Raw genomic sequence first — 22449 nt, forward strand, 5'->3', positions numbered from 1 at the left:
GGCCGAGGCCGTGCGACGCCCGGGTGCGGATGCGGGGCGGCCCCCACCGGCCTAGCGTGGCCCCCATGGAGCTGTTCCCCCCGATCCCGCTGGCCCAGTGGCAGGACTCCAAGGCGACGGTCCACCGCTTCGCCCAGGTCGTCGGCAAGATCCGCCTGGCGTGCAGCGTGCGGCGCAACCACTGGTGGAACGTCCCCTACCACCTCACCGGGCGCGGCATCACCACCCGCCCGATGGCCGTGCTGGACGGGGGCGGGACCTTCTGCGTCGACTTCGACTTCGTCGACCACCGGCTGGTGGTCTCCTCCTCGGACGGCCGCACGGCCTCGTTCCCGCTCACCGGGCAGTCCGTGGCGTCGTTCTACCGCCGTACGCTCGACTCCCTCGCGGCGGTCGGCGTGCCGGTCACGGTCTCGCACCCGTTCCCGTTCGACCTGCCCGACGCCGGCCGGCCGTTCACCGAGGACACCGAGCACGCCGCCTACGACCCGTTCTGGGTCAACCGCTACTGGCAGGTGCTGAGCCAGGTCAACCTGGTGCTGGAGGAGTTCGCCGCCGGCTTCTGCGGGAAGATCAGCCCGGTGCACCACTTCTGGCACACCTTCGACATCGCCGTCACCCGCTTCTCCGGCCGGGTGATCGAACAGCCGCGGACCGTCGACCCGGTGACCCGCGAGGCCTACTCCCGCGAGGTCGTGAGCTCCGGTTTCTGGTTCGGCGACGACTCCTTCCCGGACCCGGCCTTCTACTCCTACGCGGCCCCCGAGCCCGCCGGCCTGGCCGACAGCCCGCTCCGGCCCGGTGCCGCCCGCTGGGTCGAGCGCAGCGGCAGCCACCTGGCCGTCCTGCCGTACGACGAGGTCCGCGGCCGGGAGGACCCGCGTGCCGTGGTGCTGGACTTCTACGAGTCCGTCTACGAGCCCGCGGCCCGCCTGGCCGGCTGGGACGTCCGGGGCGAGGCCTCGCCCGGCGGCATCACCGACCCGGTGGCGGCCGGGAGCGGCGACTGACGGGAACGGCGGCTGACGGCGGACCAGGGCGGCTGTCCTCGGCGCGGAGTTTAGGTTAGCCTCACCTAAGCTGCGGTGCGCGTCGACGACGTACGGACCGGCACGGCCGCGGCGTCTGCCCGTTCGCTGGAAGGAGCCCGCCCTGTCCACCGTCACCGCTCCCGCCCGTTTCGCGCTCTTCCCCCTGCGCGTCGCCCGCACCGCCGGGCTCACCCCGCACCTGGTCCGCGTCACGCTCACCGGTGAGAGCCTCACCGGGTTCGTCAACGGCGGCCTCGACCAGCGGATCAAGCTGCTGCTGCCGCTCCCCGGGCAGTCCGAGCCGCTGATCCCGCCCGGCGACGGCGACTTCGGCTGGTACCAGAGCTGGCGGGAGGCCGACCCGCGGATGCGCCCGGTGCTGCGCACCTACACCGTCCGCGGCCAGCGCCGCGACCCCGACGAGATCGACATCGACATCGCCGTGCACGGGGACCTCGGCCCGGGCTCCCGGTGGGCCGCCACGGCCGCGCCCGGCGACCGGGTGGTGGTCTGCGGACCGGCCGTCGAGGAGGCGGGCGGCGTGGAGTTTCGGCTGCCCGTCGACCCCGGCTGGGTGCTGCTGGCCGGGGACGAGTCGGCGCTGCCCGCCATCGCCGCCATCCTGGAGGAACTGCCCGCGCACCTGCCGGTCCGGGTCTTCGCCGAGGTGGACGGGCCGGCCGAGGAGGCCTACCTCCCGGCCCGGCGCGCGGGAGTCGAGACCGTCTGGCTCCACCGCCGCTCCGGCGCACCGGGCCTCACCGGGGCGGTGCGCGCCGCCGACCTGCCGGACGGGCGGCCGTACGCCTGGATCGCGGGCGAGGCGGCCTCGGTGCGCGAGCTTCGCCGCCACCTGGTCGGCGAGCGGGGGATGGACCGGCGCGCGGTCTGCTTCATGGGCTACTGGCGGGCCGGGCGCACCGAGGACCAGCGCGCCGAGGACGGCCCGGGGGAGGGCAGCGAGGACTGAAGCGGGGGGCCGGGGAAGCGCCGCCGTACGCACCCTCCCGGAACATGAGGTTCCGTCATATTGTCATTCTCGCCGACGGCGCGCCGAGCGCCCGGTGACGGCCCGAGCCACCTCACCACAGCGGGGATGACGATGAAGAGTCTCGCGGCGCGCCTGCTCGCCCTGGTTGCGGCCCTGCCGGTGCTCGCCGTACTGGCGGCGGGCCCCGGCATCGCGGCGCCGGACGGCGGAGCCGGGGCCCGGCTCGCCGCGTCCTGGACCGGCCCGCTGAGCACCCGGGGGCGCTACATCGTCGACGCCGACGGTGACCGCTTCAAGCTGAAGGCCGCCAACTGGGCCGGAGCCCAGGGCACCTGGCAGGGCAGCGGGAACGCCGACGACCCGGCGAACAACCAGGCCGGCCAGCTGTCGCACAACCTCCCGCTGGGCCTGGACCGGGTGCCGGTGGCCCGGCTGCTGGCCGACTTCCACGGGCTGGGCCTCAACAGCGTCCGGCTGCCGTTCGCCAACGCGATGATCCACGACACCGCCCCCGTGCCGGACGCCGCCGTCGCCGCCAACCCGCAGCTGCGCGGCCGGACCCCGCTCCAGGTGTTCGACGCCGTGGTGGCCGCGCTGACCGCCGACGGCTTCGCGGTGATCCTCAACAACCACACCACCAGCTACCGCTTCTGCTGCGGCCTGGACGGCAACGAGCGCTGGAACAGCGGCCAGTCGACCGCGCAGTGGGAGGACGACTGGCTGTTCATGGTGAACCGCTACAAGGCCGACAAGCGGGTGGTCGGCGTCGACCTGCGCAACGAGGTCCGCCGGGACGTCTGGGACGACCCCAACTGGGGCCTCGGCGACGCCCACGACGAGTACGCCGCCTTCGAGGAGGCCGGCAACCGCATCCTGCGGGCCGACCCGGACCTGCTGGTCGTCATGGAGGGCATCAACTGGTACGGCATCCCCGCCGCGGGGTTCAGCCACGGCCGCCCGATGCTCACCCCGGTGCGCAACCTCTCCCACACCCTGATCGACTCCGGCAAGCTGGTCTACGCCGCGCACTTCTACGGCTACACCGGCCCGGCCAACACCGGCGCCGGCAGCGGCCCGGGATCCACCAGCGACCCGCGCTACCAGGACTTCACCCCCGAGCAGCTCGCCCAGGTGGTGGACGATCAGGCGCTGTTCGTCACCCGGGCCGGGCAGCACTTCACCGCCCCGGTGTGGATCAGCGAGTTCGGCGCGGGCGGCCGGGGCTCGACCGACGCCAAGGAGCAGGCCTGGCTGCACGCGTTCACCGACATCCTGGTGCGCGGCGACACCGACTTCGCCGTCTGGCCGCTGGTCGGCTGGGCCGACGCCGCCGGGCGGCCGCAGGACAGCTGGGCGCTGCTCTCCTACGGTCCGGACGGCACCCGGACCGGCCTCACCGACCCCGGCGACTGGCGGGCCGCCGACTGGACCCGGCTGGTCGGCGCGCCGTCGGCGAGCGGCCCGGTGCCCGCCGTCGACCACTGGAGCATGCTCGCCCTCGACCACGCCGACCAGGTCCTCTCCCGGCGGATGCTGGCCCGCCCGGACTGGAGCCCCGGCAACCGCAAGGGCGACTGCCCGGACGGCCTGCGCCTGACCGCCCTCGCCCGCGGCGACAGCCGGGCCCTGTGCACCGATGCGGGCGAGCCGGCCGTGGGCGGCGGCGACTGGACCACCGTCACCGACGGGCGCTACGTCACCGCGGGGGACTGGGCGTCCGGCTACGACAAGCTCCAGTGCCCCGACCGCAGCTTCGCGGTCGGCTACAGCGTGCGCGCCAACGCCGTGGCCGCCCTGCTCTGCGCCCCGGCGGCCGGCCCGCTGCCGCTGACCGGCCGCACGGTCTGGTTCGACCGGGGCGACAACCGGCCCGCCACCGGCGGCTCGGTGGCGAGCGACTGGGCGCCGGGCCGCTACAAGGGCCAGTGCGCGGACGGCGAGTACCTGGCCGGCGTCGCGTCCACCTGGCAGCGCCTCCAGTACGGGGCCCCGGCCGCGCTGCTCTGCCGCCCGCTCGGCTGATCCGGCGGCGCCCCGGGGCCGAATCGGCGGGGCCTGGGGCTGATCCGGCGGTGGCTGCTGGGCCGCTCCGGCGGCGGGCGCTCAGCTGATGCGGCGACGGCCCGGACCCGATTCGGCGACGGCTCCGGGAGTCCGGAGGCCGACGGCGGGAGCGGCGGCCCGTTGAGACGATGACGAACGATCAGAAGCCCGCCCCCGTGGTCGCATTCCCGCAGGTTGGACGCGTTCATGACGTCTTTCCTACGGGTCGGAACGACCCTTGACGGCGCAGGGCTTCTCTGCCAACCTCTCGGCAGGTCTGGACCATGATCGGCCTCTTCGACGGGGAGAAGACCGACGGCGCTCCGGCGGTGCGCAGGGGGGATCTGCGGGCCGGGCAGGTCGAGGCCGGGGGGCGGCCCGTCGGCCGCGTCGCCAGAGCATCCGCGGCGTCGGCCACGTCGGCGCCCGGCCACGGGGAACGCACCATTCACCGACTGCCGAATCGAGCCGCACATGCCACACTCCCTCCCCCCGCACGCCTCGCCCTTCCAGCGGGGCATCTGGGTCACCGAGCGCCTCGGCGGCCACCACGGGGTGTTCCACATGCCCGTCCTGCTCTCCTTCGACCGGGTCGACGCCGACGCCCTCGCCCGTGCCGTCTCGACGGTGACGGCACGCCACCCCGTGCTGTCCCAGGTGTTCGTGGAGCGCGGCGGGAGCCTCGTCGCGGAGCCCGGCACCGCCCCGGTCCTCGACGTGGTCGACGCCTCCGAGGACTGCGCGCAGAGCCGGGAGAAGCGGCTGGCCGAGGACGCGGCCCGCCCGTTGGACCTCCAGACGGGCCCGTTGGCGCGGTTCACCCTCTACCGCGGCCGCGGTGAGGCGGCGGAGCTGCTCGCCGTCGTGCACCACGCGGTCTTCGACGGGGAGTCGAAGGACGTCCTGGTGGCGGACCTCGCGGCGGCCTACGCGCAGGCCCTGGGCGGGCCCGCCCAGGCCGCCGACCGGAGCCCGTCCCCGCCCCCGGCCCCGCTCGACCCCGACCTCGTCCGCCGGGCGGCGGACCGGTACGGCCCGCGGTGGGCCGCGGCGACCGAGCCCGTCCTCCCGGGGCTGCCGCACGCCGTCACGGCCCCGGCCTCCGGAGCCTGCGACACGTGGCGGACGGACGCGCGCGGCCGGGCCGCCGTGGCCGAGGCCGCGGAGCGCTGCGGCGTCACCGTCTTCGAGTTCCTGCTCGCCGCACTGCACGCACTGCTGCTGCGCTACGGCGGCGAGGCCGTCCCGGTCTCCGTGCCGCTGTCCGTCCGGACGCCCGAACAGGCCGGGGAGATCGGGCTGTTCGTCAACGAGCTGCCGGTGCACGCCCCGGCCGGGGTGGGCACCGGGACGTCCTTCGCCGAGTACGCCCGGGCCGTGCGCGCCGAGGCCCGCGGCGGGTACCCGTTCCGCCCCGTGCCCTTCGGCGCGGCCGTCGGCGGCCTCACGCCGCGCGCCGGGCTGGCCCCCGTGTCGTTCGGCTACCGGCGCGCCCGCGCCGTGGACCCGGTGTTCCCGGGAAGCACCGTCCGGGTGGACCGCACGGTGTTCAACGGCGCCGCCCGCAACACCCTGCACCTCCAGGCGGTCGACACCGCCGACGGGCTCGCGTTCTCGCTCCAGTACGCCCCGGCGGTCCTGTCGCCGGACGCCGCGGACCGCGTCGCCGGGCACTACACGGCGCTGCTGGAAGCCGCGACGGCCACGCCCGAGGCGCCGCTGAGCGCCCTGCCGGTGCTGGGCGCGGAGGAGCGGTACCTGGTGACGGACGGGTGGAACGCCACCGCCCGCTCCTACCCGCGCGAGCGCACCGTGCTGGACCTGGTGCGGGAGCGGGCCGCCGAGACGCCGGACGCCCCCGCCGTCAGCGCGGGCGCCGCGAGGCTGACCTACCGGGCGCTGGTGGCGCGGACCGAGGAACTGGCCGCCGTCCTGCGCGGGGCCGGGGTCGGCCGGGGCGACGTCGTCGCCCTGCACCTGGAGCGCTCCGCCGACCTGCCCGCCGTCCTGCTCGCGGTGCACGCCGCCGGGGCCGCCTACCTGCCGCTCGACCCCGGACACCCCGCCGAGCGGCTCGCCTTCGTGCTCGCCGACTCCGGCGCTGCCCTGCTGGTCGCCGACCGGGAGCCCGCCCCCGACGTGGTGGCGGCGGCGCCGGCCGTCCTCCGGCTCGGGAGCGCCCGCGCCGAGCCGGGGTCCGCGGCGGCGCCGACCCCGCCCGGCGACCTCGCCTACGTGCTGTACACCTCCGGCTCGACCGGGCGGCCCAAGGGGGTGGAGATCGGGCACCGGGCGCTGGTGAACCTGCTGACCTCCTTCGCCGAACGGCTGGGCTCGGGGCCCGGGGACGTCTGGCTCGGCCTGACCTCGCTCTCCTTCGACATATCCGGGCTGGAGATCCTGCTGCCACTGGTCACCGGCGGTCGGCTGGTCCTCGCACCGGAGGGCGCCGCCCTGGACGCGCCCGGAACGGTCGGGCTGGTCCGGCGCGAGGGCGTGACCCACCTCCAGGCGACCCCTGCGGGCTGGCGCGTGCTGCTCAGCGCCGGGCCGCTGCCGGCCGGGCTGACCGGGATCGTCGGCGGGGAGGCCCTGCCGCTGCCGCTGGCCCGCGAACTCCGCGGCTCCCTCGGGCGGTTGATCAACGGGTACGGCCCGACCGAGGCGACGATCTACGCGACCTGCGCCGACGTCCCGGCCGGACCGGAGGCCGTGGTGATCGGCGGGCCGGTCGCCAACACCCGGGCGTACGTCCTGGACGCGGACGGCCGGCCGCTGCCGATCGGGATCCCCGGCGAGCTCCACCTGGGCGGCGACGGCGTCGCGGACGGCTACCGGGGCCGCCCCGAGCTGACGGCGGAACGTTTCGTCGAGGACCCGTTCGCCGGAACCGGCGGCCGGATGTACCGCACCGGTGACCTCGCGGCGTGGACGCCGGACGGCGAACTGGAGTTCCACGGCCGGATCGACGACCAGGTGAAGATCCGCGGCCACCGGATCGAACTGGGCGAGATCGAGGCCGCGCTGCTCGACCACCCGGCGGTCGCCGCGGCCGCCGTCGCCGTCTGCGGGCAGGCCGAGGGGGACCCCGCGCTCGTCGGCTACCGGGTGGCCGCACCCGGCGGCGAACCGCCGTCCGACGCGGACCTGCGGGACCACCTGCTGCGCACCCTCCCCGCGGTCATGGTGCCCCGGCAGTTCGTGGCCCTCGACCGCCTGCCGCTCACGGCGAGCGGCAAGCTCGACCGGCGCGCCCTGCCCGCCCCGCCGCGCACCGCCGCGGCCGGTCCCGTGGCGGCCGACGAGGTCACCGCGGGCGTCCTGGCGATCTGGGAGGAGGTCCTGGGCGCCTCCGGCATCGGCCCGGAGGACGACCTCTTCGACCTCGGCGGACACTCGCTGACGATCATCCAGATCACCGCCCGGATCCGCGCCGCGTTCGGGGTCGAACTCGACTTCGACCTGTTCTTCGACGCCTCCACCCCGGCCGCCCTGGCCGCCGTCGTGCGAGAGCGGCGTTGACCGCCGCCGACCGCCCTTCCGCGACCGCCCCGCTCCACGCCCGAATGGACTGCCGATGACCGACACCCGGGACCTGCCCGCAGACTGGTCCGCCGCCAAACGATCCCTCCTCGCCCAGCGCCTGCGGGGCGCCGCGGCCCCGGTGCGGGTGGTCGAGCCCCGCCCTGCGGACAGTGCGCCGCCACTGTCCAGCGGACAGGAACGGCTCTGGTTCATGGACCAGTTCACGCCCGGCGCGACCGCGTACACGCTCGCCCCGGCCCGGCGGCTGCGCGGGCCGCTGGACCGCCCGGCGCTGGACGCCGCCCTGGCCGCCCTGGTGGAGCGCCACGAGGGGCTGCGGATGACCTTCCCGGTCACGGAGGACGGCAGGGCCGAGGTCCTGGTCGCCGAACCGGGCCCGTTCCCCGCCGAGTTCGTGGACGCCTCCGACGACCCCGACCCGGGACGAAGAGCCGCGGACGAGATCGGCGCGCTCGCCGCCAGACCCTTCGACCTCGCGAGCGGCCCCCTGCTGCGGGCCCTGCTGGTCCGGCTCGCCGACGAGGACCACGTCCTCGCCCTGGTCATGCACCACATCGTCGGCGACGGCTGGTCGATCGACATCCTCAACCGCGAACTGGACGCGCTCTACGCCCGGTACGCCCACGGCGCCGACGCCGGACTCCCGCCGCTCCCGGTGCAGTTCGGGGACTACGCGCGCTGGCAGCGCGACCGGCTGGACAGCGGCGCCCTGGCCGACTCCCGCGCCTACTGGCGCACCGAACTCGCCGACGTCCCCGCCCTGGAGCTGCCCGCCGACCGACCCCGGCCGCCGCTGCTCGGCTACGACGGCGCGGCCGTCGAACTGCACTGGAGCCCGGAGCTCGTGCACGCCCTCGCGGAGTGCGCCCGCGCCCGCGGGGCGTCGACGTACATGGTGCTGATGGCCGGGCTCCAGGCGCTGCTCGGCCGGCACGCCGGACAGCGGGACTTCGCGGTCGGCTCGGCCGTGGCCGGCCGGCTCCACCGCGAACTGGAGGGCGTGGTCGGCGCGTTCGTCAACATGCTGCCGATCCGGGCGCGGCTGGAGGAGGGTCTCACGTTCGGGCAGCTCGTCGGCCGGGTGCGGGAGACGACGCTGAACGCCTACACCCACCAGGAGGTGCCGTTCGAGCAGATGGTCGCGGACCTGGACATCGAGCGGGACGTCAGCCGCTCGGCGGTGTTCCAGGTGACCTTCGCCTTCCAGAACTACGGCGACCGCGCGGCCTCCGCCGCACCCGCCGCCACCGCGGAGGGATTCGGGCACGCGGCCACCACCAGCCACGCCGACCTCGCGTTCTACCTCCGGGAGAAGAAGGACGGCGGGCTCTTCGGCCTGATCACCTACCGCACCGACCTGTTCGACGCCGACACCGTGCGCCGGCTCACCGAGCGCTTCGAGGTCCTGCTGACCGCGGCCGCCGCCGATCCGGACCGGCCCGTCGAGGACCTGCCGCTGCTGACCGCGACCGAGCGCGCCGACGTGCTCGACCACTGGGCGGCCGGCCCGGACCTCCCCGACGGCGGGCCCCGGACGCTGACCGCGCTGCTCGCCGCCGCGGCCCGGCAGGCGGGCGACCGCCCGGCCCTGGTCTTCGAGGACGCCACCGTCACCCACCGCGAACTCGACACCAGGGCGACGGCCCTGGCCCGGCGGCTGCGGGCGCTGGGCGTCCGGCCGGACGACCGGGTGGCGGTGTGCCTGGAGCAGTCGCCGGACCTGGCGGTCGCGCTGGTCGCCGTCCTGAAGGCCGGCGGCTGCTACCTGCCACTGGACCCGGAGCAGCCGCCCGCCCGGCTGTCCCACCTGGTGGCGGACGCCGACGCGCGCGTCCTGGTGACGGACTCGGCGCTGCGGGAACGCTTCCCCGCGTACGGAGGCGCGGAGCTGCTCGTGGACCACGCCGCCCCGGCGCCGGACGGCGTCCCGGACGACGCGCCGCTCCCGGAGGCCTCCGGCCCCGACCACCTCGCGTACGTCATCTACACCTCCGGGTCCACCGGGCAGCCCAAGGGCGTCGCGGTGCAGCACCGCGAGATCCTCAACTACCTGGCCGGCGTGCGGGACCGGCTGCGGATCGAACCCGGTGCCCGCTACGGCCTGCTGCAGTCCCTGTCCTTCGACTTCAGCATCACGATGCTCTACCTGGCGCTCACCACCGGCGGCCAGGTCCACCTGCTGCCCCGCCGCATCGCCGGCGCCGAACTCGCCGGGCACATCGAGGCGTCGCGGCTCGACTACCTCAAGATGACGCCCTCCCACCTGGCCGCACTGTCCGCCGACGCCCCGCTCGAGCGCCTGCTGCCGCACCGGGCCCTGGTGCTCGGCGGCGAGGCCTCGTCCCGGGCCTGGGCCGCCGACCTGGCCGGCCTCGGCCGGTGCGCGGTGTTCAACCACTACGGCCCCACCGAGGCGACGGTCGGCGTCACCGTCCACGAGGTCCACCCGGAGGACCACGGCCCGGGGAACACGCCGATCGGCACCCCGCTCGCGGGCGCGCGCTGCTACGTACTGGACGGCGCCCGGCGGCCGGTGCCGCCCGGCGTGACCGGGGAGCTCCACCTCGGGGGGCACCGGCTCGCCCGCGGCTACCTGGGCCGCCCCGACCTGACGGCGGAACGCTTCCTCGACGACCCGTTCACCGCGACCGGCGGCCGGATGTACCGCACCGGAGACCTGGCCCGCTGGCGGACGGACGGCACGCTGGAATACCTCGGACGCGCCGACGACCAGATCAAGGTCCGCGGCTACCGGGTCGAGCCCGGCGAGATCGAGGCCGCCCTCACCGCGCTGCCCGGCGTCACCCAGGCCTTCGTGACCGTCCGGGGCGAGGGGATCAGGCAGAACCTCGTCGCCTACCTCGAGCGCCCGGGCGGCGGAACCGCCCCCGCCCCCGCCGAACTGCGCGCGGAGCTCGGCGCCGTCCTGCCGGACTACATGGTCCCCGCCCGGTTCGTCGTCCTCGACCGGCTGCCGCTGCTGGCCCACGGCAAGGTCGACCGCAAGGCCCTGCCCGAACCCGAGGACGCCGCCCCGGCCGCCGGCCGGGTGGAGCCCGAGGGCGTGACCGAGACGCTGATCGCCGCGATCTGGGCCGAGGTGCTCGACGTCGCGACGGTCGGCGCCCTGGACGACTTCTTCGAGATCGGCGGGCACTCGCTGCTCGCCACCCAGGTCGTCGCCCGGCTGCGCCGCGCCTTCCCCGACCTGCCGACACCCGTCGGCGTGATGGACCTCTTCCGCTTCCCGACCGTCCGCCAACTCGCCGCGCTCGTCGCCGACCCGGCCGCCGACCGGGGGCCGCAGGGCCTGCTGCACCGCCTCACCCCCGAGCGGCGCCGCACCACCGGAAGCGTCGTCTGCACGCCCTACGGCGGCGGCAGCGCCCTCATCTACAAACCGCTCGCCGACGCCCTGCCCGAGGACTGGGCACTGCACTCCGTCGCCGTCCCCGGACACGAACTCGGCGAGCAGCCGATGGACGTCGACGAGGTCGCCGACCGCTGCGCCCGCGAGATCCTCGAGAACGTCGAGGGCCGGATCGTGCTGTACGGGCACTGCGGGGTCGGCGTGCGCCTCGCCGTCGAGATCGCCCGCCGGGTCGAGGCCGCCGGCCGCGACATCGACGCCGTCCACCTCGGCGGCATCTTCCCCTTCGCCCGGCCCAAGGGCCGCGGCGCGGCGGTCGGGGAGCGGTGGGCCGAACTCCTCGACCGGCTGCGCAGCGACCAGGACATGATCAACGGGCTGGCCGCCGCCGGCCTGGACACCGACGAACTGGACCCGGAGCAGCTGCGGCTCATCGTCCGCAACCGCCGTACCGGCACCAAGGACGTCGAACGGTACTTCACCCGGATGTTCGGGACCGAGGGCGGCCGGATCAAGGCCCCGGTGATCGCGGTCTGCGGCGACCGTGACCCGGCCACCGAGTTCTACCAGGAGCGCTTCCGCGAGTGGCACCGGATCGCCGACACCACCGCGGTCGTCGTCCTCGACGAGGCCGGCCACTTCTACCTCAAGTACCGGGCCGCCGAGCTCGCGGCCGTCGTCACCGGCGTCCACCGGTCGATCGCCGCGGGGGAGGAGGACCGCCACCGCCGCACGGACAGCGCGACCTGGTGGCTGGCCGGGCTCTCCCGGGACGCCGAACGACCGGCCGCGGACGGGGACCGGGCGTCCGTCCGCCCCACCATGCGCCGCTTCCTCACCGTCGCCTCCGGGCAGCAGGTGTCGATGATCGGATCGGCGCTCACCGAGTTCGCCCTCCCGGTCTGGATCTACCTGCGCACCGGCTCCCTGGCCCAGTTCGGACTGTTGGCCGCCTGCGGACTGGTCCCCGGCATCCTCGCCGCCCCGCTCGCCGGCGCGGTCGTCGACCGGGGGGACCGGCGCCGGACCATGCTCATCGGCGACCTCGCCGCCGGACTCACCCAGGCCCTCCTGCTCCTGCTGTACGCCACCGGCGGCCTCCAGGTCTGGCACACCTACGCGCTCATCGCCGTGCTGTCCGCCGCCCTCTCCTTCCAACGGCTCGCCTGGAACGCGGCGGTGCCGCAGCTCGTCCCCAAGCGCTACCTCGGCCGCGCCAACGGCGTGGTCCAGATGGCCTTCGGCCTCGCCCAGTTCCTCGTCCCGCTGTTCGCCGTCGGGCTGCTCGCCGCGATCGGACTCGGCGGCATCCTCGCCCTCGACGTGGCCGGCTACGCCGTCGCGGTCACCGTCACCCTGGCCGTCCGGTTCCCCGACCTGATGGGCTCCACCCGCCGGGAGAGCATCGCCGCGGAGATCCGCGAAGGCTTCCGCCGGGCCCTGGGCAGCAGGCACTTCCGCGCGATGCTGCTGTACTTCGCCGTCCTGAACGTCTTCCTCTCCCCGCTGTTCCTGCTCACCACCCCGCTCGTGCTCTCCTTCGCCCCGCTCTCGGCGGCCGGCTGGGTGTCGACGGCCGCCGGCCTCGGCGCCGTGCTCGGCGGGATCACGCTGGTGGCCTGGGGCGGACCGCGCCGCCGGAAGCTGCGCGGGGTGCTGCTCGCCACCCTGGTGGTCGCCGCGGCCTGCCTGCTCACCGGGCTGCGCCCGTCGATCTGGACGGTCGCCCTCGGCGCGTTCGGCATGACCTTCGCGCTCGCCCTGCTCAACGGCGCCTACGCGACCATCGTGCAGACCAAGGTACCGCTGCGCTTCCACGGCCGGGTGATCGCCGTGAACACCATGGTCGCCTGGTCGACCCTGCCGGTCGGCTTCGCCGTGGTCGCCCCGTTCGGCCCCGGACTCCTCCAGCCGCTGATGGACCACGACGGCGCCCTCGCCGGCAGCGTCGGGCGGCTCATCGGCACCGGCGACGGCCGCGGCATCGGACTGCTCTACCTGCTGTTCGGCCTCGCCATGGCGGCCCTCGCACTGGTCTGCCTGGCCGTGCCCGTGCTGCGCCACTTCGACCGGGACGTCCCCGACGCCGAGCCCGACGACCTGGTCGGCCTCCAGACCATCCAGGACCGGGCCGCCGACGCCGCCGCGCCCACCCTCCCGCACCGCTCCGAGACCGAGGTGACCGTCCGGTGACCACCACCGCCACCGCCATCCACCCGCTGACCGCCGAACAGCGCCGGCTCTGGTTCCTCCAGCAGGTCCACCCGGACGACGCTGGCTTCAACATGTACCTCAACCGGCGCTGGACCGGGCCGATCGACCCCCGGGCCCTGCGCACCGCGCTGGACCGGCTGACCGCCCGGCACGAGATCCTGCGCACCCGCTTCGCGCCCGAAGGACCCGACGAGGCGGAGCCCGTCCAACTGGTCCAGCCCCCGGCCGCGACCGACCTGGTCACGATCCGCCTGGCCGAGGGCGCGACCGAGCAGGACTTCACCGACGCCTGCCGCCCGTACGTCAACGCGCCGTTCGACCTCGCCGCCGCGCCGCCGCTGCGCGCGACCCTGATCAGCGCGGGCGAGCGGGAACACGCGGTCAGCGTGGTGGTCCACCACATCGTCGCGGACGGCTGGTCCTTCCGCACGATGTGGCGCGAACTGCTCGCCCTCTACCGCGAGGCGATCGGCGAGGCACCCGCGGAACTGCCGGAACTCGCTCTGCAGTACGGCGACTTCGCCCGCGCCGAACGCGCCAGGACGGGCGGGGAGGCGGGCGAGGAGGCCTTCCGGTTCTGGGCGGACCGGCTCGCCGGCACCGGAGCGCTGCGCCTCCCGTTCGACCGGCCGAGACCGTCCAGCCCCACCAGACCCGCCGGGTTCGTCACCGTCGACCTCGGCCCCGAGCTGACCGCCGCCCTCGACCGGACGGCCCGGCAGGAGCGGTGCACCCCGTTCATGGTGCTGCTGGCCGGCTACCAGAGCGTGCTCGCGCGCTGGACCGGCTGCCGGGACTTCGTGGTCGGCACCCCGCTGGCGGGCCGTACCGAGGCGGCGCACGAGGCGCTGCTCGGCTACTTCAACCGCACCGCGGTGATCAGGTCGGACCTCACCGGCGAGCCAGGCTTCCGCACCGTGCTGAAGCGGACCAGGTCCGCCGCACTGGCCGCGCTGAGCCGTCCCGACGCCCCGGCCGAGCGGCTCGCCGCCCACCTCGGCCTGCCCGCGGACACCGGAGCCGGACCGCTCTACCAGGCCGTCTTCGTCCACCAGAGCCAGAACGACCTGGCGGTCGGCTCCGGCGAGCCGGCCCTGCCCGAGGGCGTCCGGACGACCGGCATGGACTCCGGCTTCGACCAGGCCAAGACCGACCTGCTGCTCGACAGCTGGCGCACCCCCGACGGCGGGATCACGCTCTCCTTCTGCTACGACCGCGAGCTGTTCGACCGGGGGACCGTCGAGGCGCTCGGCGACCGGTGCCGCGAGCTGTACGCGCGGATCGTCGAGGACCCGGAACTCCCCCTGCACGGCGACTGGTTCGTCGGCACCGAGGAGCGGGCGACGCTGCTCGCCCTCGGGGCGGGCCCGGCAGCTCCGGCCGCCGTACGGACGGTGCTGGAGCGGTTCGCCGAGCAGGCCGCCGCCCGACCGGACGCGCCGGCCCTGGAGTGCGACGGACGGACGCTGTCCTACGCCGAACTCGACCGGCGGTCCACCGACCTGGCCCGCCGGCTCGGCCCGGTGGCCGGCCGGGTGGTCGCGGTGTCGATGGCGCCCTCCTTCGACCTGGTGGTGGCCCTGACGGCGGTCTGGAAGGCCGGTGCCGCCTACCTCCCGCTCGACCCGGCCCACCCCGAGGAGCGCCGCGCCCTGATGGTCCGGGAGGCCGACGCCGTCCTCACCCTCACCGGCACGGACCTGCCGGGGGCGGGGACCGCCGACCTCGCCCCGCCCGACCCGCGGGCCCTCGCCTACGTCCTCTACACCTCCGGGTCCACCGGGGCGCCGAAGGCCGTCGCGGTCGACCACCCGGCGGTCTCCGCCCGGGTCGACTGGATGGCGGGCCCGGACGGCTACGCGCTGGGCCCCGACGACCGGATCGTCCAGTTCGCCTCCCTCGGCTTCGACACCCACGTGGAGGAGCTCTGGCCGGCCCTCGCGGCCGGGGCGTGCGTGGTGCTCCTGCCCGGCGGCGGCCGGACCCTGCCCGACCTGCTGGCCGGTCCGGCCGGCCGGACCGTCACCGTGCTCGACCTGCCGACCGCGTACTGGGAGGAACTCGTCGGCCTGGACGACGGGACCAGCTGGCCGGACGCGCTGCGCCTGGTGGTCATCGGCGGTTCCGAGGCGCGCGCCGGTACGGTCGCCCGGTGGCGCCGGCGGCACGGGGACGCGGTCCGGCTCGTCAACACCTACGGCCCCACCGAGGCCACCGTGATCGTCACCGCGGCCGAGCTGACGGCCGCCGACGCCGACCGCCGGCCCTCGCTGGGCCGCCCGCTGCCCGGCGTCAGGCTCCACGTGCTGGACGAGCACGGCGGACTGCTGCCCCGGGGCTCCGAGGGCGAGCTGTACGTCGGCGGCAGCGGCCTGGCCCGGGGCTACCTGGGCCGGCCCGACCTGACCGCGACGGCCTTCGTGCCCGACCCCTTCGCCGGCGGCGTGATGTACCGCACCGGAGACCGGGCCCGGTGGCGGGCGGACGGCCGGCTGGAGTTCCTGGGGCGCGGCGACGCGCAGCTGAAGCTCCGCGGCTACCGGATCGAGCCCGCCGAGATCGAGTCCGCGCTGACCGCGCACCCGGGCGTCGCGCAGGCCGCCGTGCTGGTCCGCGACGGCCGGCGGCTGCTGGCGTACGCCGTCCCGCGCCCGGGGGCCGAGCCCGGGCCGGCCGAGCTGCGCGAGCACCTCGCCGTACGGCTTCCCGCCTACATGGTCCCGGACGCCGTCGTCACGCTGGCCCGGCTGCCGCTGACCCCGAACGGCAAGCCCGACCTCGCGGCCCTGCCCGACCCCGGGCCGGCCGCCGGGTCGGGCTACGTCGCGCCGCGCACCGACGCCGAGCAGCTGGTCACCGAGCTGTGGCAGGAGGTCCTCGGCGTGCCGCGGGTCGGGGTGTTCGACGACTTCCTCGCGCTCGGCGGGGACTCGCTCCTGGTCACCCGGGTCGCCGCGCGGATCCGGGCCGGGATCGGACTCGACATCCCCATCCGCGAGGTGTTCGAGAGCAGCACACCGGCCGCCCTCGCGGCCCGGATCGAGGCGCTGCTGATCGCCGAGATCGACGCGCTCAGCGAGGAGGAGGCGGCCGGGCGCCTCTCCGGCTGAGCGGGCGGCCGAATGGTCCGGGGGTGCGGCCGGTGACGGCCGCACCCCCGCTTGCCTCGTGTCAGATGCCGGCCGCCCCGGCCAGCGCCGCGGCGAGGTCGTCGGCCAGCGCCGACACCGTCGCCGCCTCGAAGGCGTGCTCGTTGTACCGCAGCCAGCACCGCAGCGCGCCGTCCGGCTGCTCGGTGACCGCCAGTTCGGGGACGTGCCGGTCACCGCCCGGCAGCGGATACGGCACGGTGGCGTTGCGGGGCAGCTCCCAGGCCGCGCAGGCCACCCCCGGCAGCTGGGCCGGCGCGCTCCAGTTCTCGTACCGCAGCCAGGCCGCGAACGGCACCAGCGGGCTGAACTCCGCGAACGGGTACAGCTGGTGGTCGAGCGCCGTGGTGGCGGCGGACCGGACCCGGTCGAGCAGTTCGGCGAACCCCGGCGCGCCCGACACGTCCACCCGCACCAGCAGCGACTGCACGAAACAGCCGACCGCCCGCTCCGCCTCCGGCCTGGTCCGCCCGGGCACCGGCGTCATGAGGACGAGGTCCGGCTGTCCGCTGCGGGCGGCCAGCAGGCCGCTCCAGACCGCCGCCACCGCGAGGAACGGCGTGGCCCCCAGCTCCGCCGCCCTGGCCCGCAGCGCGTCCGCCGCCGCCGGGGGCACCGTGAACGCGTGGGCGGCGCTCAGCACCACCTCGGTGTGCCGGCGCCCCGGGAAGGGGTCGACCGCGGCGGGCGCGTGCGCGAGCGCCGTCCCGAAGTGCGTCCGGGACGCCGGCCAGTGGGCGTTCGACCACTCCACCAGCTCGCCGTACTCCGGGCCGGGCCGGGCGGCCGGCACCCGGCGCCCGTGGCACAGCGCCGAGTACGCCACCCCCAGCTCGCGCAGGAGCACCCCCAGCGACCAGCCGTCGCTGACGAGGTGGTGGACCGCCAGCAGGACGACGTGGTCCGCCGGCCCGCGGCTCACCACGGCCAGCCTGGTCATCGGCCCCGTTGCGACGTCCGTCAGCCGGTCGCGCACGGCGACCAGCCGCGCCGACACCTCGTCGTCGCTCGCGCCGGGCGCCTCCACCAGCACCACGTCCGCGTGCGGCTCGTCGTCCAGGACGGCCCGCAGCACCCCCGGTTCGGCGCCGGGCACCGGGACGAACCTGGTCCGCAGCGCGGGATGGCGGCGGATCGCCTCGTGGAGGGCGTCGGCCAGGACGTCCGTCCGCAGGCCCTCCGTCACCCGGAACATCACCGCCACCGCGCCGACGTTGCGGCCCGGGGCCTCGGCCATCCAGCGCAGGAAGTTCTCCTGCTGGGAGGTGAGCGGCAGGTCGTGCGGCTGCGCGCGCAGCGAGTGGAGGAAGTCCGACACCTCGGCCCCGGACCGCTCCGCCGGCTCGACCGGGGCGACGTCGGCCCGTTCCAGCCAGGCCGCCTGGGCGCGCAGCGAGGGGCGCTCGAAGACCAGCGCCGTACGGGCCGCCACACCGAACTCGGCAGAGATCGCGGCGGCCAGCTGGACGGCGCGGAACGAGTCCCCGCCGAGGGCGAAGAACTCCTCCTCCACCGCCCGGACCGGCCGGCCCAGCACGGCCCGCCACAGGCCGGCCAGGGCGAGCTCCCGCTCCGTCTCCGGGGCCCTTCCGGTCGTCGGGGCGGGTTCCTCGAACGCGGTCCGCAGCTCGTGCTTGAGCACCTTGCCGCTCGGGTTGCGCGGCAGGGAGTCCAACACCAGGACGCGTACCGGCAGTTCGGGCCTGGCGAGCCGCTCGCTCAGGAACAGCCGCAGGCCGTCGAGGTCGATCCCGTCCGGTCGCGGGACGACAGCGGCGACCGGCACCTGTCCCATCACCGGGTGCGGCAGGCCGAGCGCGGCCGCGTCGGCGACCTGCGGGTGTTCGTGCAGCACGGCCTCGATCCGCAGCGTGGAGACCTTCAGCGCACCGGACTTGACGATGTCGCTCTCCCGGTCGACGAGATGGAGGTAGCCGTCCCCGTCCAGTCGGCCGAGGTCGCCCATCCGCACCCAGCCGTCGCGGAAGACGGTGTCGGAGGCCGCCCCGGCGTACCCGCGCGGCGGGCCGGGCTGGCGCAGCCAGATCTCACCGGTCGCGCCGGGCGGCACCGGCTCCCCGGCCTCGTCCAGGATCCGCAGGTCGGCCGGGTCGGTCGGGCGGCCCAGCGAACCCGGACGGCCCGGGTCCACCACCGCGGAGATCTGCGCGGGGGCGGCCTCGGCCGAGGTGTAGGTGTTGACGACCGTCGCCTTCGGCAGGGCGGCGGACAGCCCGGCGGCGACGGCGGGCGGGAGCGCGGCGGCGGTGGACCCGACCAGCCGGACGCTGCCGAGGTCCCGGCGGTCGGCGACCCCGGAGTTCAGCAGTTCCACCGCCATCGACGGCACCAGGAAGACCGTGCCCGCACCGGACTCCTCGACCACCCGCCCGAACTCCTCGGCGTCGAAGCGCGGCAGGCAGATCGTCGTGGGCTGCGCGGTCAGCGCGTTCACCAGCACCGCCTGGGCGGCGTTGGTCCCGATCGGGAAGGCGTGCACCGCGTGCCGCGAGTGCGCGTACGGGCGGGGGCGGGGGTCGAGGACCAGCCCGGCGGTCAGGCTCGCGTGCGCGGCCCGGACGCCCTTCGGGGTGCCGGTCGTGCCGGAGGTCCCGATGACCTGGGCCAGGTCCCCGGGGGCGACCCGGTGCGGCGGCTCGTCCGGGGTCGGCGTGTCCGGCGTGTCGAGACCGCCGAGGCCGTCGAGTCCTTCGAGCGCGAAGGTGGGCAGCGCGGTGCGCGGGCCGTTCCCGGCGACCGCCCAGCGCGCCCCGGCCGCCTCGACCAGCCGCTCCACATCGGCCGGGGCCAAGTCCTCGCGGATCACCAGCCCGGCCGCACCCGCGTAGTGGGCGGCCAGGAACGCCACGGCGTACGCGTCCCACTCCCGGTTGGTGAACAGCAGCGCCACCGTGTCCCCGGGCCGCACGCCCGCCCCGGCCAGCCCGTGCGCGGCCCGCACCGCCCGCTCGCGCCACCGGCCGTAGGTGAGGCTCCCGCCACCGGGCACGAGCAGCGCGGTGCGATCGGGATGGAGCGCCGCCCGGTGGTCCAGGAGCGCCGGGAGGGTGAGCGGAACGGAGGCGGGTCGGGCGCTGATGACGACTCCCGGAGGCGTTCGGAGCGTGGCGGAACGATGCCACAGGAAGATCGCCCGCTGATTGGTCCAGACCGTATCGGACTGGTCGAGGCGTGCGCCAGATCCGTCTCACAGATCGTCACGACCCGCTGTGCGCGCGCCCGGAGCGCCCGCCCCGCCTGGGTCAGGAGGGCGGCCCCGGCTGCTCCGGCCAGCCCGCCGTCAGGCGCCCGCGCTCCTGCCACTGCCGTACCCCCGGCCCGCCCGGGTCGCCCCGGCGGCAGAACTCCTCCAGCCGGGCGCACCGGGCGAGCATGGCGGTCCGGCGCCGCGGCCAGGGCGGCACCGGCTGCCCGTACGCGTCGAAGAGGTGGTGCAGGGCGCCCGCCCGGGCCGGGTGGTGCATGCGGACGATCCACTCGCACCAGGCCAGGTCCTCCACCGGCTCGCTGAGATGGGCGAACTCCCAGTCCAGAAGGCCGGTGACGGCGAAGGTCGCCGGGTCCAGCAGCAGGTTGTTGGGCCCGAAGTCCCCGTGCGCCAGCACCGAACCCGGGGGCGCCGGACCGTCGCCGGCCACGCCGGGGTCGACAGCCTGGAGCCGTCGCAGCACCCGCCCGCAGGCGGCCAGGACCTGCGCGCCGTGCCCGGCGTCCAGCAGGTCCTGCGCGGGCACTCCGGGCAGGTGGCCGAGCGTGATGGCGCCCTGCTCGGTGCCGAGCACCGGGGGAACCGGCAGCAGCCCGTGCAGCAGGGTCAGCAGTCGGTGCTCGCGCCGGCGCCGCTCCTCGGCGTCCGGCCCCTCGTACCGTTTCACGACGACCGTGCCGTCGCCCGCGGTGCGGTTGGTGTAGCCGTGGGGGAGGGGCCGCAGCCCGGACGGGCCGTCGCTCACCCTTGCCACTCCTCGGCGAGCAGCCCGAGCACCAGCTGGTCCACGAACTCCCCGTACGCCCAGGCGGCTTGGCGCAGCCGCCCCTCGATGGTGAAGCCGGCCGTGGCGGCGGCCCGGAGCATCGGGGTGTTGTCCGCCAGGGTCTCCAGCTGGAGGCGGCGTAGGCCGAGCACCGGGAAGGCGTAGTGGCAGAGCACCCGCAGGACGTCCGGGGCGAGCCCGCGCCCCCGGTGGCCCGGCAGCAGGGCGAGGCCCAGGTGGGCGCTGCGGTTGTGGGCGTCGATGCCCCACAGCAGGGCCTCGCCGGCCAGCTCTCCGGAGGCCGTCTCGACCACGGAGAAGCAGGCGGCCTCGTCGGACGGCCCGGGAACGACGTACGGGGAGTCCGCCGAGCCGGGCGGGATGGGCCGCCAGGGCCGGGTGTCGGCCCGGGCGCGGGTCGCCACGTCGTCGTACAACTCGGCCAGGAGGACCGGGAGGTCGGCGTCGTGACGGGCCCGGAGGGTGATGAGGGTGCCTTGTAACATGTCACATGTTTACCATCGGCGGGACTGTCGCATCCAACGGGTTTTCCGGTGCCGACCGGCTTTCCGGGGCCGGAAGCCCCCTCCGGGATCGCGATGCCGGGCCGACGGCCGGTCAGGTGGCCCGAGCGACGGGGGTCGCCAACCCCCGTGCTATCGGGGCGGGTTGATGATTCCCACTCGACGGTGGCGTGCTCCCGCCCCGCACGGTTCACCCGGACGGCGCCGTGTGTTGCCCCTCGAGAGGAACGCGGCTCGATTACAAGGTTTGTATGAGAAACATCCACTACGGAACCGGTGGAATCGCCGCCTCGGCCGCCCTGGCGGCCCTTCTCGTCTGCGCCCCGCACCAGGCGTCTGCGGCCCCCGGAATCCACACGTTCGACTACAAGGGCGCGCCCGAGCAGTACGTGGTCCCCGAAGGGATCTGCGAGCTGGTGGTGCAAGCCTCCGGCGGTGCGGGAGGGAACGCCGTCTACGGGTCGCCCGGCGGGAAGGGCAGTCAGGTCCGAGCCACGGTCCAGGTCACGAGCGGTCAGGTGCTGACCGTCGACGTGGGGCAGGCGGGCAGCGGAGGAGACCTCTCCGTCCCCGGCAGCCTGGCCTACGGCGGGTACGGCGGCGGCGGCCAGGGCGGCTCCTCCAACACGGAGCACCGGCCCGGCAACGGCGCCATCGGTGCCGGCGGCGGAGGCGCCACCACCGTGACGACGGGTGGCAGCGCGCTGATCATCGCGGGTGGCGGCGGCGGAGGTGCCGGCAGTTTCACCAACGACGGAACCGCGTCCGGCGGCGCCGGCGGGCAGGCCGGAACCGACGGGGCCGACACCGGGCAGAGCGCGGCGGGCAAGGGCGGCAAGTCCGGCGGAAACGGGGGAGCGGGTGGCGCGGGTGGAACCGCCACAACCGAGTTCGACCGCGACGGCTTCGCGGGCGGCAGCGCCACCGGCACCAAGGGCGGCGACGCGGCCGTCAACATCGGCGACCCCCACATGGGCGCCGGCGGCGGAGGCGGTGGCGGTGCCCACGGGGGCGGCGCCGGCGGCTCCTCCACGGCGAGCACGCTCGACGGCGGCGGGGGAGGCGGCGGCTCCAGCCTCGGCCCGGCCGCCGCGACCTTCACCACCGGAGCGCGCAGCGGCAACGGTGAGGTCGTGATCGAGGAGGTCGCCTGCGCCTCCCCCTCGCCGTCCCCGTCCCCGTCCTCCTCGCCCTCCCCCTCGCCGTCCCCGTCCTCCTCGCCGTCCCCGACCGCCTCTCCCACCCACTCGCCGTCCCCGACGGCTTCTCCCACCCACTCGCCGTCCCCGACGACCGGCCCGAGCCACACGGCGTCCCACGGCCCGTCGCCCACGGGCGGCCCGAGCCACCACCACTCGCCCGGTCCGGTGCCCGGCCACGGTGGGGGCCAGCTCCCCGAGACCGGGAGCGGCACACCGGCCCTCCTGATGAGCGCCCTGCTCTGCGTGGGCGTTGGTATCGCCGTGTTCCGTCTCGCCCGCCGGAACGGCCGCCGACGCTCCTGACGCCGGGGTGGCCCACGGAGCCCACCCGCTGCATGGGAAGTCGGCCGGTCCGACTTCCCACGCCGAGCCCGCCGCGTGGGG

10 protein-coding genes are annotated in these 22449 nt (G+C 75.7%); 7 read left to right on the forward strand and 3 right to left on the reverse strand.

The features are described from left to right. Nucleotides 1-65 precede the first annotated feature (65 nt). From ACFU7Z_RS13345 to ACFU7Z_RS13370, 6 genes are all read left to right on the forward strand, one after another. On the forward strand, nucleotides 66-1010 hold the full coding sequence (locus ACFU7Z_RS13345) for a DUF5996 family protein (RefSeq protein ID WP_117485613.1): 945 nt from the start codon (nucleotides 66-68) through the stop codon (nucleotides 1008-1010). A 184-nt stretch (nucleotides 1011-1194) separates the two neighbouring features. After that, nucleotides 1195-2001: a siderophore-interacting protein gene (locus tag ACFU7Z_RS13350; protein ID WP_380777594.1), complete on the forward strand. Its 807-nt coding sequence runs from the start codon at nucleotides 1195-1197 to the stop codon at nucleotides 1999-2001. 126 nt (nucleotides 2002-2127) lie between these two features. Beyond that, nucleotides 2128-4044 (forward strand): glycoside hydrolase family 5 protein, encoded by a 1917-nt coding sequence (locus ACFU7Z_RS13355; protein ID WP_380777587.1) that lies wholly within the window; start codon nucleotides 2128-2130, stop codon nucleotides 4042-4044. A 495-nt stretch (nucleotides 4045-4539) separates the two neighbouring features. Next, nucleotides 4540-7587 carry an amino acid adenylation domain-containing protein gene (locus tag ACFU7Z_RS13360; protein WP_380777588.1) on the forward strand — a complete coding sequence of 1016 codons (3048 nt, stop codon included), beginning with the start codon at nucleotides 4540-4542 and terminating at the stop codon, nucleotides 7585-7587. A 55-nt stretch (nucleotides 7588-7642) separates the two neighbouring features. Continuing rightward, nucleotides 7643-13174, forward strand: a complete 5532-nt coding sequence (locus tag ACFU7Z_RS13365) for an amino acid adenylation domain-containing protein (protein WP_380777589.1) — start codon at nucleotides 7643-7645, stop codon at nucleotides 13172-13174. After that, nucleotides 13171-16305, forward strand: coding sequence for an amino acid adenylation domain-containing protein (locus ACFU7Z_RS13370; protein ID WP_380777590.1), 3135 nt, complete (start codon nucleotides 13171-13173; stop codon nucleotides 16303-16305). Before ACFU7Z_RS13365 ends, ACFU7Z_RS13370 begins: the two co-directional genes overlap by 4 nt. Before the next feature lie 61 nt (nucleotides 16306-16366). Here ACFU7Z_RS13370 and ACFU7Z_RS13375 read toward each other — a convergent pair whose 3' ends face one another. The 3 genes from ACFU7Z_RS13375 to ACFU7Z_RS13385 form a co-directional block, all read right to left on the reverse strand. Then, nucleotides 16367-19444 carry an AMP-binding protein gene (locus tag ACFU7Z_RS13375; protein WP_380777595.1) on the reverse strand — a complete coding sequence of 1026 codons (3078 nt, stop codon included), beginning with the start codon at nucleotides 19442-19444 and terminating at the stop codon, nucleotides 16367-16369. 163 nt (nucleotides 19445-19607) lie between these two features. After that, complete coding sequence (locus ACFU7Z_RS13380; RefSeq protein WP_380777591.1) at nucleotides 19608-20318, reverse strand: phosphotransferase family protein; 711 nt, start codon at nucleotides 20316-20318, stop codon at nucleotides 19608-19610. Further along, the gene (locus ACFU7Z_RS13385; RefSeq protein ID WP_380777592.1) at nucleotides 20315-20845 is read right to left on the reverse strand and encodes a GNAT family N-acetyltransferase; all 531 of its coding nucleotides are present in this window, start codon (nucleotides 20843-20845) and stop codon (nucleotides 20315-20317) included. Before ACFU7Z_RS13385 ends, ACFU7Z_RS13380 begins: the two co-directional genes overlap by 4 nt. Nucleotides 20846-21114: 269 nt before the next feature. Here ACFU7Z_RS13385 and ACFU7Z_RS13390 point away from each other — a divergent pair, with 269 nt between their 5' ends. Further along, nucleotides 21115-22368 (forward strand): hypothetical protein, encoded by a 1254-nt coding sequence (locus tag ACFU7Z_RS13390; protein ID WP_380777593.1) that lies wholly within the window; start codon nucleotides 21115-21117, stop codon nucleotides 22366-22368. Nucleotides 22369-22449: the final 81 nt, after the last annotated feature.

Source organism: Kitasatospora sp. NPDC057518, assembly GCF_042802075.1.
Classification (GTDB): Bacteria; Actinomycetota; Actinomycetes; order Streptomycetales; family Streptomycetaceae; genus Kitasatospora.

Bases quoted from the DNA above. Each gene is read 5' to 3' on its own strand.
- ACFU7Z_RS13390 (WP_380777593.1), top strand. From the start codon at position 21,115: ATGAGAAACATCCACTACGGAACCGGTGGAATCGCCGCCTCGGCCGCC.
- ACFU7Z_RS13345 (WP_117485613.1), top strand. From the start codon at position 66: ATGGAGCTGTTCCCCCCGATCCCGCTGGCCCAGTGGCAGGACTCCAAG.
- ACFU7Z_RS13385 (WP_380777592.1), bottom strand. From the start codon at position 20,845: ATGTTACAAGGCACCCTCATCACCCTCCGGGCCCGTCACGACGCCGAC.
- ACFU7Z_RS13355 (WP_380777587.1), top strand. From the start codon at position 2,128: ATGACGATGAAGAGTCTCGCGGCGCGCCTGCTCGCCCTGGTTGCGGCC.
- ACFU7Z_RS13360 (WP_380777588.1), top strand. From the start codon at position 4,540: ATGCCACACTCCCTCCCCCCGCACGCCTCGCCCTTCCAGCGGGGCATC.
- ACFU7Z_RS13365 (WP_380777589.1), top strand. From the start codon at position 7,643: ATGACCGACACCCGGGACCTGCCCGCAGACTGGTCCGCCGCCAAACGA.